Source organism: Silanimonas sp. (assembly GCF_027531545.1).
Lineage (GTDB): Bacteria > Pseudomonadota > Gammaproteobacteria > Xanthomonadales > Xanthomonadaceae > Silanimonas.
The window spans coordinates 435,127-451,635 of the sequence record NZ_JAPZSC010000006.1 but is presented as its reverse complement, the minus strand read 5'-3'; the positions used below and the strand labels follow the sequence as shown (position 1 = coordinate 451,635).

The following is a 16,509-nucleotide window of genomic DNA, read 5'->3' as shown; positions in this document are numbered from 1 at the left end:
GAAGACCCCACGCCGCGGCAACGCGGCAACCGAGCCAGGGGGCAGGGGCCCCCGGCCGGACTGAAACGAAAGACAACCAGAGAGCAGAACGTGGCGAAATATTCGAAGACCTTCCAGTACGGCCAGCACGAAGTGACGCTGGAAACGGGCGAGATCGCCCGCCAGGCCGGTGGCGCCGTCCTCGTCAAGATGGCGGACACCGTCGTCCTCGTGACCGTCGTCGGCAACAAGAACGTCCGTGAAGGCATGGACTTCTTCCCGCTGACCGTCGACTACCAGGAGAAGTTCTACGCCGGTGGCCGCATCCCGGGTGGCTTCTTCAAGCGCGAAGGCCGCCAGACCGAGCGCGAGACGCTGACCTCGCGCCTGATCGACCGTCCGATCCGCCCGCTGTTCCCGGAAGGTTTCCGCCACGAAGTGCAGGTCATCGCGACCGTCGTCTCGCTGAACCCGGAAGTCGAGGGTGACATCCCGGCGATGATCGGCGCCTCGGCCGCGCTGGCCCTGTCGGGCATCCCGTTCTCGGGCCCGATCGGCGCCGCCAAGGTCGGTTACGCCAACGGCCAGTACATCCTCAACCCGACCACCACCCAGCTGAAGACCTCGGAGCTCGAGCTCGTCGTCGCCGGCACCACGAACGCGGTGCTGATGGTGGAGTCGGAAGCCAAGCTGCTCTCGGAAGAGGTGATGCTCGGCGCCGTCACGTTCGGCCACAACGCCGGCCGCACGGTCATCAACGCCATCAACGAACTGGTCAAGGAAGCCGGCCAGAAGGATTGGGGCACCTGGACCGCCCCGGCCCGCAATGAGGCCCTCGTGGCCGCGCTGAAGGCCGCCGTCGGCACGCGCCTCGCCGACGCCTTCAAGGTGACGGACAAGCTGCAGCGCCGCGACGCCATCGGCGCCCTGAAGAAGGACGTGATGGCCGCCCTCGCCCCGCAGATCGAAGCCAACGGCTGGTCGGCCGGTGAAGCCTCGAAGGAGTTCGGCGAGCTCGAGTACCAGACCATGCGCGACTCCGTGCTGACCACCAAGGTCCGCATCGATGGCCGTGCGCTCGACACCGTCCGCCCGATCACCGTCCGCGTCGGCGTGCTGCCGCGCGTCCACGGCTCGGCGCTGTTCACCCGCGGCGAGACGCAGGCCCTCGTGGTCGCCACCCTCGGCACCGCGCGCGACGGCCAGATCATCGACGCCGCCGAAGGCGAGTCGAAGGAACACTTCCTGTTCCACTACAACTTCCCGCCGTACTCGGTCGGCGAAGCCGGCCGCATGATGGGCCCGAAGCGTCGCGAGATCGGCCACGGCCGCCTTGCCAAGCGCGGCGTGCTCGCCGTCATGCCGGACATGGAGAGCTTCCCGTACACGATCCGCGCCGTCTCGGAAATCACCGAGTCGAACGGTTCGTCGTCGATGGCCTCGGTCTGTGGCTCGTCGCTCGCGATGATGGACGCCGGCATCCCGGTGAAGGCGCCGGTCGCGGGCATCGCGATGGGCCTGGTGAAGGAAGGCGACAACTTCGTCGTGCTGTCCGACATCCTCGGTGACGAGGACCACCTCGGCGACATGGACTTCAAGGTGGCCGGTTCGCAGACGGGCATTTCCGCCCTGCAGATGGACATCAAGATCGAAGGCATCACCGAGGAGATCATGAAGATCGCGCTGACGCAGGCCAAGGCCGGTCGTCTGCACATCCTCGGCGAGATGGCCAAGGGCCTCTCGGCCCCGCGCGCCGAGCTCTCGGACTACGCGCCGCGCCTGCTGACGATGAAGGTCCACCCGGACAAGATCCGCGAAGTGATCGGCAAGGGTGGTTCGACCATCCAGGCCATCACCAAGGAAACCGGCACGCAGATCGACATCAAGGACGACGGCACCATCGTCATCGCCTCGGTCAACGCCGCCGCCGCCCAGGCCGCGAAGGCGCGCATCGAGCAGATCACGTCGGACGTCGAGCCGGGCCGCATCTACGAAGGCAAGGTCGCCAAGATCATGGACTTCGGTGCGTTCGTGACGATCGCACCGGGCAAGGACGGCCTGGTGCACATCTCGCAGATCTCCGACGAGCGCGTCGAGAAGGTCAGCGACAAGCTGAAGGAAGGCGACGTGGTGCAGGTCAAGGTGCTGGAAGTCGACAAGCAGGGCCGCATCCGCCTGTCGATCAAGGCCGTGGCCGAGGGCGAGGGCGTCTAAGCCTTCGCTTCGCTGCCGAGCTGTAACGAAGAAACCCGCCGGAAGGCGGGTTTCTTCGTTATCGCGTCAGGAGGCGAGCTTCGCGGGCGACGCGCCTGAGCTTCGCGGCATCGATGGTGTTGCCTGTCTGAGAGGCGGCGAGGACCAACGATGCCAGTTCGTCCAGCACGCCCACGATGCGGTCGCCGCGTGTGCCGGTACTGTGCAAATGCAACTGTGCGCAGCGGCCCGCCCGATCACGCAGGTGCAGCATGGTGCCATCGAGGAACTGGGGTTTGTAGGCTTCTTGCGATGCCGTTCGCAGCGCGCTGTCGAAGAGCCTCGCGAACACGTCGGTTTCGGCGGGTGGAAGCGTTGACGAGCCGCTCCACATCGGTCGCCCGAGAACGCTTTCCGTGCGAGTCCGGTCCTGATGGTCGTAAGTGCGGACGGTCCATCGCTGTCCATCAACCCCGAGCACGACCCTGTCGGAAAAGCTCGGGAAGATGAGAATCTCCCAAGTCGACGTGGGCGGCGGCATCAACTCATGCGTGAACCTGGAAAGCCCTGGTTCGGATACGCGGCAACGAAACATGCCCGACGCATCGGCCTGCTCGCGCGCGATCCGGGCAGCAGCGTTCCTTTCACCGATCTGCCTCGCCCACTCGTTGGAAATCGGGCTGAACGCGGGCACCGAGGCCAGCAGCATGGCTCCGAGTGCAATGCGCCGCGCATTGCTCCACGCGAATGGCAGAGGCTTCGTCACTTGGATCAGGCCGACGTCGACGCCGTCATCTCCACGCGATTCCGCCCGCCCGCCTTGGCGATGTAGAGCATGCGGTCCGACTCGTTGAGCGCGGTATGCATCGGCACCTTGGTGCCGCTGGCCGGCAAGCGGCAGACGCCGATGCTGGTGGTCAGCGAGAAAGTGCGTCCGTCGGGCAGTTCCACCGAGAGGGCGGCGATGCGCTCGCGGAGCGCCTCGAAGTGTTCGCGGCTGGAATCAGCATCGAGATCGCCCGCCAGCACCACGAATTCCTCGCCGCCGAAGCGGGCGACGACGTCCTCGGCGCGCATGTGCGCCTGCATTGCGCGAGCGACGGACTTGAGCGCGAGGTCGCCGCCGTCGTGGCCCCAGGTGTCGTTGATCTTCTTGAAGTGGTCGATGTCGAGCGTGGCCACGGCGCACTCGCGGCCCGCGGAATGCAGCGCATCGATGCGGCGCTCGGCGAGCTCGAAGAAATGGCGTCGGTTGGACAGGCCGGTGAGGAAATCCTTCGTCGCGAGATCCTGCAGCGTGCCGATCAGGTCGAGGTTGTCGACGTTCTGCGAGACGCGGCAGAAGAATTCCTCGCGCGAGAACGGCTTGTGCAGGAAGTCGTTGGCACCGTTCTTCAGGAAGCGCGCCACGAGCTCCGGCTTGTTGGCGCCCGACACGCCGATGATCGCCATGCGGTCGCGCGCGTAACGTTCGCGCAGCTTCGCGCTGAGGTCGACGCCGGTGAGGCCGGGCATTTCGTGGTCGGTGATGACGAGGCGGATGCCCGGGTCCTGATCCACCGCACGCAGACCGTCCTCGCCACTGCTGGCCAGCAGCACGCGGAAGCCGTAGGACGACAGCAGCTCGGCGACCATCAGTCGTGCTGAGGGCGAGTCGTCGACGACGAGTGCGGCGATGCGGCGGTTGCGGTCCAGACGCTGGGCCAGCCACGCCAGGTACTCGAGGTGGCCGGGGGCGCTCTTGATGACGTAATCGACGACGCTGCGGCCAAGGATACGGTCACGCAGCGCTTCGTCGTACTTGCTGGAGACGACGACGATCGGCAGGCCGGTCTCGGCGAAGCGGTCGATGATGGCGTCCTGCGCGGCGTCGGGAAGGACCAGCCCGCTCAGCACGAGGAAGATGTCCGGGTTCGCGGCGAGCGCCGTCTCGGCTTCGGCCATCGTGCGCGCGAGGACGACCGGGAGCCCGGCGCGTTCCTCCATCGCTTCGGCCAGCATGCCGGCGTAACTGCGGGAGTTCTCGACGATGAGGACGCGTTGGGGCAGGGCGGCCATGGCGGGGGCTCCGGGATATTGGGCCGAGCATCGCCCTTGGCCGGGCCTGCGGCAAGCCAAACGGTGTCAAGGCGCCGGGCGCAGCCACTCCAGCCGGTGCGAGGCGTGGTGTTCGCCGAGCATCCGGGCCAGCACCGGCAGGGCCGGGGCGAGCGCGGCGTCGAGCTTCCACGGCGGGTGGAACATCAGCATGCCGCTGCCGTTGAGCCGCAACGGTGAGTCGTCGGGGCGGACGAGGACCTCGGCGCAGAGCAGGCCGCGCTGGGCGAGCAGGGTGGCTTGGCGGAAGAAGCCGTGCAGCGCCCGCCGCTGTTTGATCGGATACCAGACCGCCACGCCGCCGGTGGGCCAACGTTCGAGCGCGGTGGCGACGGCCTCGAGGACGCGCGGGTACTCCGCTTCCTGGGCTTCGTACGGCGGATCGATGAGCACCAGGCCGCGCTTCTCCTTCGGCGGCAGCAGTGCCCGCGTGGCTTCGTAGCCGTCGCGCGCATGGGCGGCGGCGCGCGGATCGCCGGCGAGGTTCGCCTTCAGGGTCGCGGCTTCTTCCGGCTGGAGTTCGCAGGCGGCGAGGCGATCCTGTGGGCGCAGGGCGGCGAGGGCGATGCGCGGCGAGCCGGGGTAGGCGCGAAGCCGTCCGTCTGGGTTCCAGCGGCCGACGACCTCGCAGAGGCGCTGCACCGCCGCGGGCAGGCCATGCCGGCCCCACAGCCGACCGATGCCAGCCTGGCCTTCCCCCGTGCGTTCCGCGGCTTCGGCATCCAGGGCGTAATGGCCGCGGCCACCGTGGGTGTCGAGCAGGAACACCGGGCTGTCCTTCGCGGTGAGCGCGTCGAGCCAGGCGAGCAGGGTGACGTGCTTGAGGACATCGGCATGGTTGCCGGCGTGGAAGGCGTGGCGGTAGTTCATGGCGCGCAGTCTAGCGCTGCATCGCGGGTGCCCGCGCTAGCATGGGGGCTTCCACACGGAGGGGGTTCCATGGCCAAGTTGTTCCGCTGGACGTTTCGCGGCGCGCTCCTGCTGCTGCTCGCGTTGACGTTGTTCGTTCTGCACAGCCTCTATTTCAAGCCCGTCAGCATCCGCATCTTCTACGAGCGCGTGTTCGCCGAGTTTGCGCTCGAGAGCCCGCAGATCATCTCGAGCCTCGGCATGCTGCCGCCGTCCATCGATTGGACGGCCGACGAGCTGGACGACTATTCGCTCGCGAAGGGCGAGGAACAGCTGGCCAAACTGAAGGCCGACCTCGCCACCTTGCGCAGCTACGACCGCGCGGCGCTGGACGACACCCTCAGCTACGACGTCCTCGAAGTCTTCCTGCAAACGCAGGCCGACGGCGAGCGCTTCCGCTTCCACGACTACCCGCTCAACCAGCTGTTCGGCATCCAAAGCAACCTGCCGAGCTTCATGGCGTCGCAGCATCGAATCGCCGGGCTCTCCGGGGCCGAGGCCTACGTGGCTCGCCTGCTGGAGATTCCGCGGGTGGCGGCGCAGGTGCGCGAGGGCATGGCCAAGCGCGAGCAGCTCGGCATCATTCCGCCCACCTTCGTGGTGGAGAAGGTGACGGCCGAGATGCAGGCTTTCGTCGCCACCGAGCCGACGCAGAACATCCTGTACACCGCATTGGTCGACAAGATGGCCAAGGCCGACGAAGCGATCGCAGAGGCCGACCAGCAGCGAATGCTCGCCGATGCGGAAGCCGTGATCCGCGACCAGGTGTACCCGGCCTACCAAGGGTGGATCGACGACTACGTGGCCCTGTTGCCGAAGACCACCGGCAACCACGGCGTCTGGGCCCTGCCGGACGGCGAGGCCTTCTACCAGCACCAGATCCGCATGCACACCACGACCGACATGACGCCGGAGCAGGTGCACGAGCTCGGCCTGCGCGAGGTGGCGCGCATCGAGGGCGAGATGGACGCCATCCTCCAGGGCGAAGGCCTCGTCGAGGGCACGATCGGTGAGCGTGTGCGCACGATCGCGGCACGCCCGGACCAGCTCTATCCCGACACCGACGAAGGGCGGGCGCAGATCCTCGCCGACTACCAGTCGATGATAGACACCATCGACGCCGGCCTCGGTCCGTACTTCAGCGTGCGCCCGACGCAGCCGGTGAAGGTGGAGCGCATCCCGGAGTTCAAGGAGAAGACCTCGCCGGGCGCCTACTACCAGCCGCCGGCGCTGGACGGCTCGCGCCCTGGCGTGTTCTACGCGAACCTGCGCAGCGTGCAGGAGATCCCTCGCTTCAGCATGCGGACGCTGGCGTACCACGAGGGCATTCCCGGCCATCACTTCCAGCTCGCGATCCAGCAGAAGATCGAAGGCGTGCCGACCTTCCGCAAGCTGCTCCCGTTCACCGCGTACTCGGAAGGCTGGGCCCTGTACTCCGAGAAGCTGGCTGCCGAGATCGGCTTCCAACCCACGCCGCTGGACGACCTCGGCCGCCTGCAGGCGGAGATGTTCCGTGCGGTTCGGCTGGTGGTGGATTCCGGCCTGCACCACAAGCGTTGGACGCGCGAGCAGGCCATCGACTACATGGTCGAGAAGACCGGCATGCCGCAGACGGACGTCGTCGCGGAAATCGAGCGCTACCTCGTGATGCCGGGGCAAGCGCTGGCCTACAAGGTCGGGATGAACACCATCGTCGAACTGCGCGACGAAGCGAAGCGCGAACTCGGCGAGGGCTTCGACCTCGCGGCCTTCCACGACGTGGTGCTGACCAATGGCTCGCTGCCGATGACCCTGCTGCAGCAGCAGGTGCGGGCGTGGATCGCGGCGGAGAAAGCGAAGGCCGGCGGCGCCGACGCCGCGGTGGCCGGTTGATGGAATGCCGCGTCGTCCGTGGCGCCGAGGTCGGGCCGTTCCTCCCCGACCTCGCGCGGCTGCGCATCGGCGTGTTCCGGGAATGGCCCTACCTGTACGCCGGCAACGAGGCGTATGAGCGGGCCTATCTCGAGGTGTATGCCCGTTCGCCCGACAGCGTTTTCGTTGTGGCGATGGACGCTGGGCGCATCGTCGGCGCGTCGAGCGGCTTGCCGCTGGCCGACGATGCCGAAGCCTTCCGCGCGCCGTTCGAGGCGGCAGGGTTCGACATCGCGCGGGTGTTCTACTTCGGGGAGTCGGTGTTGCTGCCCGAGTACCGCGGCCGCGGGCTCGGGCACGCGTTCTTCGACGCGCGGGAAGCCCACGCGACGGCGCTGGGGCGTTTCGACTGGACGGCGTTCTGCGCGGTGGACCGCGACGCGTCCGATGCGCGACGTCCGCCGGACTATCGCGGCAACGAGGCGCTGTGGGGCAAGCGCGGCTACGTGCGTCGCGACGACCTGCGCTGCACCCTGGGCTGGCCGGAAGCCGAGGGCGGCCCCGACGTGGCGCACACGCTGACCTTCCGCTTGCGTCCGATCAGCCGAACAGGCTGACGCCCGGCACCGCCCACAGCGCGATGCCGGCGAGCGTGGCGCCGATGCCGGTGGCGGCCAGCACATCGCTCGGGTAATGCACGCCGAGGAACACGCGCGACACCGCGATGCTGGCGGTGAAAGGAATCAGCCACGCGGCGAAGCCCGGGTAGTGCGCGAGCGCGACGAGCGTGAAGCTGACGGCATGCAGCGTGTGCCCGGACGGGAAACTGAATTCGTCCAGTGGCGCCACCCACGCCCGCACTGCGGGGTCGCGATGGCAGGGCCGCGCGCGGCGGAAGAAGCCCTTCATGCGCCGATAGAGGATGGCCGCGATGCCGCCGACCACGGCCATGTGCGCCGCGGCATGCAGGCCTTCCTCACCGCCGAAGACCGCGAGGACCGCCATCATCGCGTACCAGAACACGCCGTCGCCCAGGCGGCTGACGGCCTTGAAGTAGAGGCGCACGGCGCGGTGCGTGCACCAGCCATTCAACTGCAGGCACCAGTGGTGTTCGCGTTGGACCAGGGTGGATCGTGTCATCATCAGGCGGCCCTCTCGAGCGGGTTGGCGAGTTGGATGAGCAGATCGGCGAAGTCGCGCGAGACGCGGTCCGGCGACAGGCCCTCGACGGCCTCGCGGCCGGCATGGCCCATCGCGAGCCGCTGTGGGGAGAGGGCGACATCGAGGAAGCGCGCGAGGAAGGCCGTCTCGTCACCGAAGGGAAGCGCCGCGCCGTGCACACCGTTGCGGAGGTGCTCGCGCGCTGCGCCGTAATCGAACGCCACCGTCGGCAGGCCCGAGGCCATGGCTTCAAGGGTGACGTTGCCGAAGGTTTCCGAGAGGCTCGGGAAGCAGAACAGATCGGCGGAGGCGAAATGCGCCGCCAAGGCGTCGCCGCGCAAGGTGCCGGCGAAGATCACCTCGGGATGCCGCGCGGCGAGCGCCGGCCGTTCCGGACCGTCGCCGACCAGCACGAGCTTCGTCGTCGGCCTCTCGGCCTTGAGGGCCTCGTAGCAGCGCATCAGCAGCGGCAGGTTCTTTTCCGGCGCGAGGCGGCCGACGTGCACGATGACGAGGTCGTCGGGGCCGACGCCCCACTGTTCGCGGAGCGCGTCAGCGCGGAAGGCCGGGTGGAATCGCACGGTATCCACCGCCCGGCCGAGGCGGCGGGCGTGGCGGAAGCCTTGCGCCGTCAGCTGCTCCACGAGCTCGCCCGTCGGCACGAGGGTGGCGTCGGCGCGGTTGTGGAAGCGGCGCAGCCAAGCGAGCACCCAGGGCGCGAGGAATCCCGCGCCATAGCGGCCCACGTAGTCGTCGAAGCGGGTGTGGAAGCCGGTGGCAACGGGGATGCGCAGCCGCTTTGCCGCGCGCAACGCCGACCAGCCCAACGGGCCTTCGGTGGCGATGTAGATCGCGTCCGGCCGTTGGCGCATCCAGCGTGCCGCGAGCTTCCAACCCGCCGGCAAGCCGAAGCGCATGCCGGGATAGCGCGGGATCGGTGCGCCGTCGACGCGGAGCAGTTCCGGGGATTCATCGCTCAGCTCGTCCGGGCGTGCGGGGCGAACGAGGCCGACGTCGTGCCCAAGCGCCTTCAGCCCGACATGTAGGGATTGCACGGTGAGCGCCACGCCGTTGATCTCCGGCGGGTAGGTCTCGGTGACGAGCTCGAAGCGGCGGGCGAGGGCGGCAGTCGTGTCCATGCCGCGAGCCTGAAGGCGATGCGCGGCAGGGCGGTGACATCGCGATGACGCTGTGATGAATCGGCGCATGCGGCGCGATGTCATGTGGCATCCACGATCGCGTCACGTTCCGGGTCCAAGGTGCGCGCCCATTCCTCCGATCGGAGGTTGGCCCCCAAATGGAGTTCCGGATGTCGTCGATCACCCCCTGCCGTCGCCCTCGCCATCTGCTTGCCCTCGCGGTCGCCGCCGCGCTTGCCCCGCTGGCCGCTTCCGCCAATCCCGAGGTGCGCGATGACGCCGCCGTCCTCGACGCGGTGAACGTGGTCGGCACCGGCGAAACCCGCCAGGTGCAGGCGCTGGGCCGCGAAGAGCTGGCCCGCCAGCCCGCTGGCAGCAGCGCACTCAAGCTGCTCGGCAAGCTTCCCGGCGTGCACTTCACTTCGGCCGACCCGTGGGGCAACTACGAGTGGTCGACGCGCTTGAACATCCGCGGCTTCAACCAGAACCAGCTGGGCTTCACGCTCGACGGGATCCCGCTGGGCGACATGAGCTACGGCAACCACAACGGCCTGCACATCAGCCGCGCGCTGATCGCCGAGAACCTCGGCTTCGCCGAAGTCTCGCAGGGCAGCGGCGCTCTGGACACCGCGTCGTCGTCCAACCTCGGCGGCACGGTGCGCTTCGCCTCGCGCGGCCCGCAGGCCGAGCGCGGTGCCACCCTCGCGCAGACCGTCGGCAGCGACGACACGCTGCGCACCTTCGCGCGCTACGACACCGGCGACCTCGATGGTTTCTCGGCGTTCCTCTCGGGCGCCAAGCACGATGCCGAGAAGTGGAAGGGCTACGGTGCGCAGGATTCCCGCCAGGTCAACGCGCAGGCCCGCTACGCCGACGAGGCGTGGAGTCTCGGCGCGCTCATCAACACCTCGCGTCGCAACGAGACCGACTACGCGGACCTGTCGCTGGAGTCGGCGCGCCGCCTCGGCATGGACTGGGACAACTACGCGCGTGACTGGACGCGCGCCATCCGCGCCGGTTTCGGCCAGTTCTCGGGCGGCGTGAACAGCCTTGACGATGCCTACTACCTCGGCCGCGGCCTCCGTGACGACAACCTCTACGCGCTGAACACCGACATCGCCATCGGCGACGGCGGCAGCTTCAAGGCGCAGGTCTATCGCCACACCAACGAAGGCCAGGGCCACTGGGTGACGCCGTACTCGCCGAGCTCGGCTACCCTGCCGCTGAGCCTGCGCACCACCGAGTACACGATCGACCGCGGTGGCCTGACGGCCGGGTTCGAGCTGCCCTTCGGCGTGCACACGCTGAGCTTCGGCCTGTGGCACGAGGACAGCGACCACAACCTGCAGCGCAACTTCTACTTCCTCAACGCCGACACCCCGCCGAACCGCGGCTACTTCTACCGCAGCCCGGACGTCCGCGTGTTCGAGCAGGATTTCGACAGCCGCACGCAGGTCTGGTACCTCAACGACCGCATCGCGCTGATGGATGGCCGCTTCACGATCGATGCCGGCTTCAAGGCGCTGGACGCCGAGATCGAAGCGGTCAGCCGTCGTGGCACGCGCGCGCAGGGCCGCATCGAGGCCAAGGACAGCTTCCTGCCGCAGCTTGGCCTGCGCTTCGAAGTGGCGCCGGGCTTCGAACTGTTCGGCTCCTACGCGGAGAACATGGCGGCCTTCCGCGCTGGCGTGAATGGTCCGTTCTCGGCCAGCCAGTCGGGCTTCAACGCCATTCGCGACACGCTGCGCCCGGAGACCTCGACCACGTTCGAAGGCGGCCTGCGCTACGGCAACGAAGGCTTCCAGAGCTCGCTCACGCTGTACCGCGTGGACTTCGAGGACCGCCTGCTGACCATCTCGCAGTGCGCCGGCATCGTCGGTTGCCCCAGCGTCCTGGCCAACGTCGGTGACGTCGAGACCTCGGGTGCGGAAGCGGCGATCGACTGGCGCCTTGGCGGCGGCTTCTCGCTGTTCGGTTCGCTGTCGTGGAACTCGTCGGAGTACGCCTCGAACTACCTCGACGGCACGACCCTGGTGCCGACCGACGGCAAGACCGTGGTCGACACGCCGGAGATGCTCGCCAACGTCGAGCTTCGCTACGCGGCGGATGCCCTCGAGGCCCGCATCGGCATGAAGTACACCGACGAGCGCTTCATCACCTACGTCAACGACTCGCGCGTGCCGGACTACTGGGTCACCGACGCCTCGGTGTCGTACCGCTTCGGCGACCTCGGCTTCGCCAAGGACCTCAAGGCCACGCTCAACGTCACCAACCTATTCGACGAGGACTACTTCGCCAGCGTCGGCACCAACGGCTTCGTCGCGCGTGATCCGCAGGGCCTGAACTACACGCTGGTGACCGGCGCCCCGCGCCAGGTGTTCCTGACGCTCGAGGCCTCGTTCTGATGCGGCGCCTGCCGTCGGTGGCCCTGCGCCACCTCGGCCTGGCGCTCGTGCTGTGCCTTCCTCCGGTGGCCCTCGCGGCCCCGGAGGCGGCCAGCGACAGCGCGCCCGCCTTGACCCGCATCGCTTTCGGCTCCTGTGCCGAACAGCACAAGCCGCAACCGATCTGGGCGGCGGTCGAAGCGGCCGATCCCGATCTGTTCCTGTTCCTCGGCGACAACGTCTACGGCGACACGCGGGACCGTCGCGAGCTCGAAGCGGCTTACGCGGCCTTGGGGGCCCAGCCGGGCTTCCAGCGCCTGCGCGCGTCGACGCTGGTGATGGCGACGTGGGACGACCACGATTACGGCGAGAACGACGCGGGGGCCGACTACCCGATGAAGGACGCCTCGCGCGAGGTGTTTTTCGACTTCTGGCGCGAGCCGGCCGATTCGCCTCGACGCTCGCATGAGGGGGTCTATACCAGTGCGATGTTCGGGCCACCGGGGCAGCGCGTGCAGGTGATCCTGCTCGACCTGCGCTGGAACCGCACGCCGATTGCGCGCAACACGGCGTTTCCGGACGACGGGGCGCACGAACGCTGGGGGCGGCGCGAGGCGAGGGCGGGGCGTCCCGTGCCGGGGCCCTACGCGCGCGATCCGTCGCCGGAAGCGACGATGCTCGGGGAGGCGCAGTGGGCGTGGCTGGAAACCCAGCTTCGCGAACCGGCCGAGGTGCGCCTGATCGGCTCCAGCCTGCAGGTGCTGGCCGACTTCCCGGGTTGGGAAGCCTGGGTGAACTACCCGCGCGACCAGGCCCGGCTGTTCCAGCTGATCCGCGACACCCGCGCCGAGGGCGTGGTGTTCCTCTCCGGCGATACGCATTACGGCGAACTCACGCGCCTCGATGCGAACGTGCCTTACCCGATGGTCGACCTGACCTCGAGCGGGCTCACCGAGGAATGGCACGTGCCGGTGCCCAACGCGCTGCGCATCGGCGAGGCCCACCACCGGGCGAACTTCGGCCTCGTGGAAATCGACTGGGCGCGTCGTGAACTGCGCCTCGGCCTGCGGGACGCCGAAGGTGCGGCGCTGATCGACCAGCGCGTGCCGCTGTCCACGCTCCGCAGCCGCTGATCGCGGTCAGCCGCCGTCCAACTCCAAGCGCAGTCCAATATCGCGCAGGTGCTCGCGCTCGGTGTCGAGGTCGGCGCGGGTCAGCGGATGCGCGTCGAGCCAGCGCTTCGACAGCTTCAACTGCAGTTCGCCGCTGCACACCCGAAGGCGCAGGCCGGGGATCTTCCCGGCCTCGTGGGCACGGTGCAGCAGCACCGCCAAGCGCAGCAGCATCGCGCAGCGCTGGGCCGCCGGGGCGAGGCGGTCGGGCAGGCCCTCGAAACTGGTGAGCCGCAGCGCGCGTCGCTGGTTGCGCACGAGCGTGGCGAGGAACTGCTGCTCGGTGCGCGAGAAACCGGCGATGTCGGAGTTCTCGAGGATATAGGCGCCGTGCACGTGGTACTGGCTGTGCGCGATGGCGAGGCCAAGCTCATGCAGGCGCGCGGCCCAGGCCAGCATCTGGCGGTCCGGGGCCTCGAGGCCCCAGTCGGTCTCGACCTCGTCGAACAGCGCCAGCGCCGTCGCTTCCACGCGTTCCGCCTGCGCGGTATCGATCGCGTAGCGGGTCATCAGTGCCGCGACCGACTCTTCGCGCGGGTCGGCCTTGCCGCCACGGCCGACCATGTCGTGCAGCACACCTTCGCGCATGGCCGCTTCGCTGACGTGCAGCTTGCGGATGTCGAGCGCTTCGAAGGCGGTGGCCAACACCAGCACGCCACCCGCGATCACCGGCTGGCGCTCCGCGCTCAGGCCGGGAAGCTTCAGCGTCTCGATGGTGTCGAAGGCGAGCACGCGGTCGGTCAGGCCCGCCAGCGCCGTGTCGGTGATGAGACCGCCCTTCGAGAGCTTGAGCGCCTCGCAGATCTCGCCGATCGCCTTGATGGTGCCCGACGAGCCGAAGGTTTCCTTCCAGCCCAACTGGCGGTACAGCGCCGCGAACTGCTGGAACTCCGCGGCCATTTCGATCTGGGCGTCCTTCCAACGCTTGCGGCTCAGCTTGCCGTTGGCGAAGAAGCGTTTCGTGGTGGCCACGCAGCCCATCTGCAGGCTTTCGCGCTCGATCGGGGCCATGCCGTCGCCGATGATGAACTCGGTGGAGCCGCCGCCGATGTCGATGACGAGGCGCCGCGACTTGCCGGGTGGGTGGCCGTGCGCCACGCCGAGGTAGACGAGGCGGGCTTCCTCGCGGCCGGCCACCACTTCGATGCCGTGTCCGAGCGCGGTTTCGGCCGGCAGCAGGAAGCTCTGCGGGTTGCGCATCTGCCGGACGGTGTTGGTCGCGATCGCGCGCACTTGAGCCGGCGGCACGCTCCGCAGCTTCTGGCCGAAGCGGGCGAGGCAATCGAGGGCGCGGGCCACGACGTCCGGGCGCAGGCCGCCATTGACGTCGAGGCCTTCCGCGAGGCGCACCGTCTCCTTGATGCGGTCGACGATGCGCAGCTGGCCCAGCGTGTAGCGGGCGACGACGAGGTGGAAGCTGTTGGAGCCGAGGTCGACCGCTGCGAGGAGGTCGCCGTCCTGCAGGCTGCGGCGCGTGCTGTTCGGCATGTCAGTGGCAGAGCTTGGCGAGGAGGGATTGCTGGGCCGAGTGCGGCATGTCGTCGCCTTCCACCACGACGCGCACGTAGCGGCCATCAGCCTGCAGCTGCCAGCTCTGCGTGTTGTCGGCCAGGTAGTTGGCCAGCTCCTCGTCGAACACGCGCTTCGCCAGTTTCGGGTCGAGGATGGGGAAGCAGGTCTCGACGCGGCGCAGCAGGTTGCGTTCCATCCAGTCGGCGCTCGAGCAGTACAGCTGCGGGGATTCGTCGTTCTGGAACCAGTACACGCGGCTGTGCTCGAGGAAGCGGCCGACCACCGAGCGCACGCGGATGTTCTCGGAGAGCCCCTTCACCCCCGGGCGAAGCGCGCAGGCGCCGCGCACGATCAGGTCGATCTGCACGCCAGCCTGCGAGGCGGCGTAGAGGGCGCGGATCACGCCGGCCTCGTTGAGCGCGTTCATCTTGGCGATGATGCGCGCCGGCTTGCCCTCGCGGGCGTGCTGCGCTTCGCGGGCGATCTTCGCCAGCAGGCCGCCGTGCAGGGTGAAGGGCGAGGTCAGCAGCTGCTTCAGCTTGAACGAGGGCGCGAGGCCGGAGAGCTGCTGGAACAGCGCGTGCACGTCGGCGCCGATCTCCTCGTTGGCCGTCATCAGGCCGATGTCGGTGTACGTGCGCGCGGTGCCGGCATGGTAATTGCCGGTGCCGAGGTGCACATAGCGACGCAGCCGCTGCCCCTCGCGGCGGACGATGAGCATCATCTTGGCGTGGGTCTTGTAGCCGACCACGCCGTACAGCACCTGCACGCCGGCCTCCTGCAGACGGTCGGCGAGGCGCAGGTTCGCCTCCTCGTCGAAGCGTGCGCGCAGCTCGACGACGACCGTGACGTCCTTGCCGTTGCGCGCGGCGGTGACCAGGTGTTCGATCAACGGCGAATCCTTGCCGACGCGGTACAGCGTCTGCTTGATCGCCAGAACGTCGGGGTCGTGCGCGGCGTGCGCCACCAGGTCGAGAACTGCGTTGAAGGTCTCGTAGGGGTGGTGCATCAGGATGTCGCGCTCGCGCAGCTGGTCGAAGGGCGCGTCGGTATCGAGCCGCGTGGGCCGCGGCGTGAACAGCGGCCACTTCAGTTCCGGACGGTCGACGAGGTCGATCACCTGGATCACGCGGTTGAGGTTCACCGGCCCGTTGATGCGGTAGACCGCGTTTTCGGGCAGCGAGAAGTTCTGCAACAGCACCTGCACGATCGTGGTCGGGCAGTTCTCGGCGATCTCCAGCCGCACGGCGGGCCGGAAGCCGCGTCCGACGAGTTCCTCGCGCACGGCATGCGCGATGTTCTCCACTTCCTCCTCGTCCACCACCAGCTCGGAGTTGCGCGTCACGCGGAACTGCCACGCACCTTTGACCTTCATGCCCGGGAAGATCTCGTCGACGAAGGCGGTCAGCACCGCCGAGAGCAGCACGAAGTCGTGCGGCGCGCCGGAGATTTCCGTCGGGATGTGGATGATGCGCGGCAGCGAGCGCGGCGCACGGACGATGGCCATACCGCCGGCGCGGCCGAACGCGTCCTTGCCATCGAGCACCACGACCACGTTGAGCGACTTGTTGAGGATGCGCGGGAAGGGGTGCGCCGGGTCGAGCCCGAGCGGCGACAGCACCGGCATGATCTCGTGCTCGAAGTATTCCTTCAGCCAGCGCTTCTGCTTCGCGCTCCAGGCGTCGCGCGGCAGGATGCGCACGCCGGCCTCGTTCAGGGCGGGGCGCAGCGTGTCGTTCCAGAACTCGTACTGCGCGTCGACCAGCGCGCTGGCTTCGTCGTGAATCTGGTTCAGCAGGGCGATGGGCGCCACGCCGTCGACGGTGGCCGTCGAACCGAACTGCACCGTCGTGCGCAGCGAGGCGACGCGGATCTCGAAGAACTCGTCGAGGTTGGTGCAGCTGATGCAGAGGTAGCGCAGGCGCTCCAGCAGCGGAATCGACGCGTCTTCGGCCTGGGCGAGCACGCGGCGGTTGAAGGCCAGCTGCGACAGTTCGCGGCTCAGGAACAGCTCGTTGTCGGGGAGGCCCGAGGTGCCGGTGGCGGCAACCGCGGCGGCGGGCTTTCGGGGCGACTTGGTGGGCACGGGGCGGCCTTGCGTGAACCGGACTC

Annotated in this window: 12 protein-coding genes; 5 read left to right on the top strand and 7 right to left on the bottom strand. The window is 68.4% G+C overall.

The annotated features are described in order from the left end of the window. Positions 1–90: 90 nt before the first annotated feature. The gene (gene pnp, locus O9280_RS06350) at positions 91–2,193 is read left to right on the top strand and encodes a polyribonucleotide nucleotidyltransferase (protein WP_298340310.1); all 2,103 of its coding nucleotides are present in this window, start codon (positions 91–93) and stop codon (positions 2,191–2,193) included. 58 nt (positions 2,194–2,251) lie between these two features. On the opposite strand, the gene O9280_RS06345 is transcribed toward pnp, so the two are convergent. The 3 genes from O9280_RS06345 to rlmJ form a co-directional block, all read right to left on the bottom strand. Continuing rightward, positions 2,252–2,881 (bottom strand): hypothetical protein, encoded by a 630-nt coding sequence (locus O9280_RS06345; RefSeq protein WP_298340308.1) that lies wholly within the window; start codon positions 2,879–2,881, stop codon positions 2,252–2,254. A 62-nt stretch (positions 2,882–2,943) separates the two neighbouring features. Further along, complete coding sequence (locus tag O9280_RS06340; RefSeq protein ID WP_298340306.1) at positions 2,944–4,230, bottom strand: diguanylate cyclase; 1,287 nt, start codon at positions 4,228–4,230, stop codon at positions 2,944–2,946. A 66-nt stretch (positions 4,231–4,296) separates the two neighbouring features. After that, the gene (rlmJ, locus tag O9280_RS06335) at positions 4,297–5,139 is read right to left on the bottom strand and encodes a 23S rRNA (adenine(2030)-N(6))-methyltransferase RlmJ (RefSeq protein ID WP_298340305.1); all 843 of its coding nucleotides are present in this window, start codon (positions 5,137–5,139) and stop codon (positions 4,297–4,299) included. Between the two features lie 69 nt (positions 5,140–5,208). Between rlmJ and O9280_RS06330 the strand changes: the two genes are divergently transcribed. Both O9280_RS06330 and O9280_RS06325 read left to right on the top strand, forming a co-directional pair. Continuing rightward, on the top strand, positions 5,209–7,050 hold the full coding sequence (locus O9280_RS06330) for a DUF885 domain-containing protein (protein ID WP_298340303.1): 1,842 nt from the start codon (positions 5,209–5,211) through the stop codon (positions 7,048–7,050). Then, entirely contained in the window at positions 7,050–7,646 is a 597-nt protein-coding gene (locus O9280_RS06325; RefSeq protein WP_298340301.1) for a GNAT family N-acetyltransferase, read from the top strand. Before O9280_RS06330 ends, O9280_RS06325 begins: the two co-directional genes overlap by 1 nt. Here the strand turns inward: O9280_RS06325 and O9280_RS06320 are convergent. Together O9280_RS06320 and O9280_RS06315 are read right to left on the bottom strand one after the other, a co-directional pair. Beyond that, on the bottom strand, positions 7,630–8,175 hold the full coding sequence (locus tag O9280_RS06320; protein WP_298340622.1) for a phosphatase PAP2 family protein: 546 nt from the start codon (positions 8,173–8,175) through the stop codon (positions 7,630–7,632). The two genes, O9280_RS06325 and O9280_RS06320, sit on opposite strands and share 17 nt — an antisense overlap. Beyond that, a complete protein-coding gene (locus tag O9280_RS06315; RefSeq protein WP_298340299.1) occupies positions 8,172–9,329 on the bottom strand; it encodes a glycosyltransferase family 1 protein in 1,158 nt (385 codons plus the stop codon). The genes O9280_RS06320 and O9280_RS06315 overlap by 4 nt, the downstream gene beginning before the upstream one ends. 170 nt (positions 9,330–9,499) lie before the next feature. Between O9280_RS06315 and O9280_RS06310 the strand changes: the two genes are divergently transcribed. Beyond that, entirely contained in the window at positions 9,500–11,734 is a 2,235-nt protein-coding gene (locus O9280_RS06310) for a TonB-dependent receptor (RefSeq protein WP_298340297.1), read from the top strand. Continuing rightward, positions 11,734–12,846, top strand: coding sequence for an alkaline phosphatase D family protein (locus O9280_RS06305; RefSeq protein WP_298340295.1), 1,113 nt, complete (start codon positions 11,734–11,736; stop codon positions 12,844–12,846). Before O9280_RS06310 ends, O9280_RS06305 begins: the two co-directional genes overlap by 1 nt. A gap of 6 nt (positions 12,847–12,852) precedes the next feature. On the opposite strand, the gene ppx is transcribed toward O9280_RS06305, so the two are convergent. Both ppx and ppk1 read right to left on the bottom strand, forming a co-directional pair. Further along, the gene (gene ppx, locus O9280_RS06300) at positions 12,853–14,373 is read right to left on the bottom strand and encodes an exopolyphosphatase (protein WP_298340293.1); all 1,521 of its coding nucleotides are present in this window, start codon (positions 14,371–14,373) and stop codon (positions 12,853–12,855) included. A gap of 1 nt (position 14,374) precedes the next feature. Further along, positions 14,375–16,483, bottom strand: coding sequence for a polyphosphate kinase 1 (ppk1, locus tag O9280_RS06295; RefSeq protein ID WP_298340291.1), 2,109 nt, complete (start codon positions 16,481–16,483; stop codon positions 14,375–14,377). Between the last annotated feature and the right edge of the window lie 26 nt (positions 16,484–16,509).

Bases quoted from the DNA above. Each gene is read 5' to 3' on its own strand.
- O9280_RS06325 (WP_298340301.1), top strand. From the start codon at position 7,050: ATGGAATGCCGCGTCGTCCGTGGCGCCGAGGTCGGGCCGTTCCTCCCC.
- rlmJ (WP_298340305.1), bottom strand. From the start codon at position 5,139: ATGAACTACCGCCACGCCTTCCACGCCGGCAACCATGCCGATGTCCTC.
- O9280_RS06305 (WP_298340295.1), top strand. From the start codon at position 11,734: ATGCGGCGCCTGCCGTCGGTGGCCCTGCGCCACCTCGGCCTGGCGCTC.
- ppx (WP_298340293.1), bottom strand. From the start codon at position 14,373: ATGCCGAACAGCACGCGCCGCAGCCTGCAGGACGGCGACCTCCTCGCA.
- O9280_RS06345 (WP_298340308.1), bottom strand. From the start codon at position 2,881: ATGCTGCTGGCCTCGGTGCCCGCGTTCAGCCCGATTTCCAACGAGTGG.
- O9280_RS06330 (WP_298340303.1), top strand. From the start codon at position 5,209: ATGGCCAAGTTGTTCCGCTGGACGTTTCGCGGCGCGCTCCTGCTGCTG.
- O9280_RS06315 (WP_298340299.1), bottom strand. From the start codon at position 9,329: ATGGACACGACTGCCGCCCTCGCCCGCCGCTTCGAGCTCGTCACCGAG.
- O9280_RS06340 (WP_298340306.1), bottom strand. From the start codon at position 4,230: ATGGCCGCCCTGCCCCAACGCGTCCTCATCGTCGAGAACTCCCGCAGT.
- O9280_RS06310 (WP_298340297.1), top strand. From the start codon at position 9,500: ATGTCGTCGATCACCCCCTGCCGTCGCCCTCGCCATCTGCTTGCCCTC.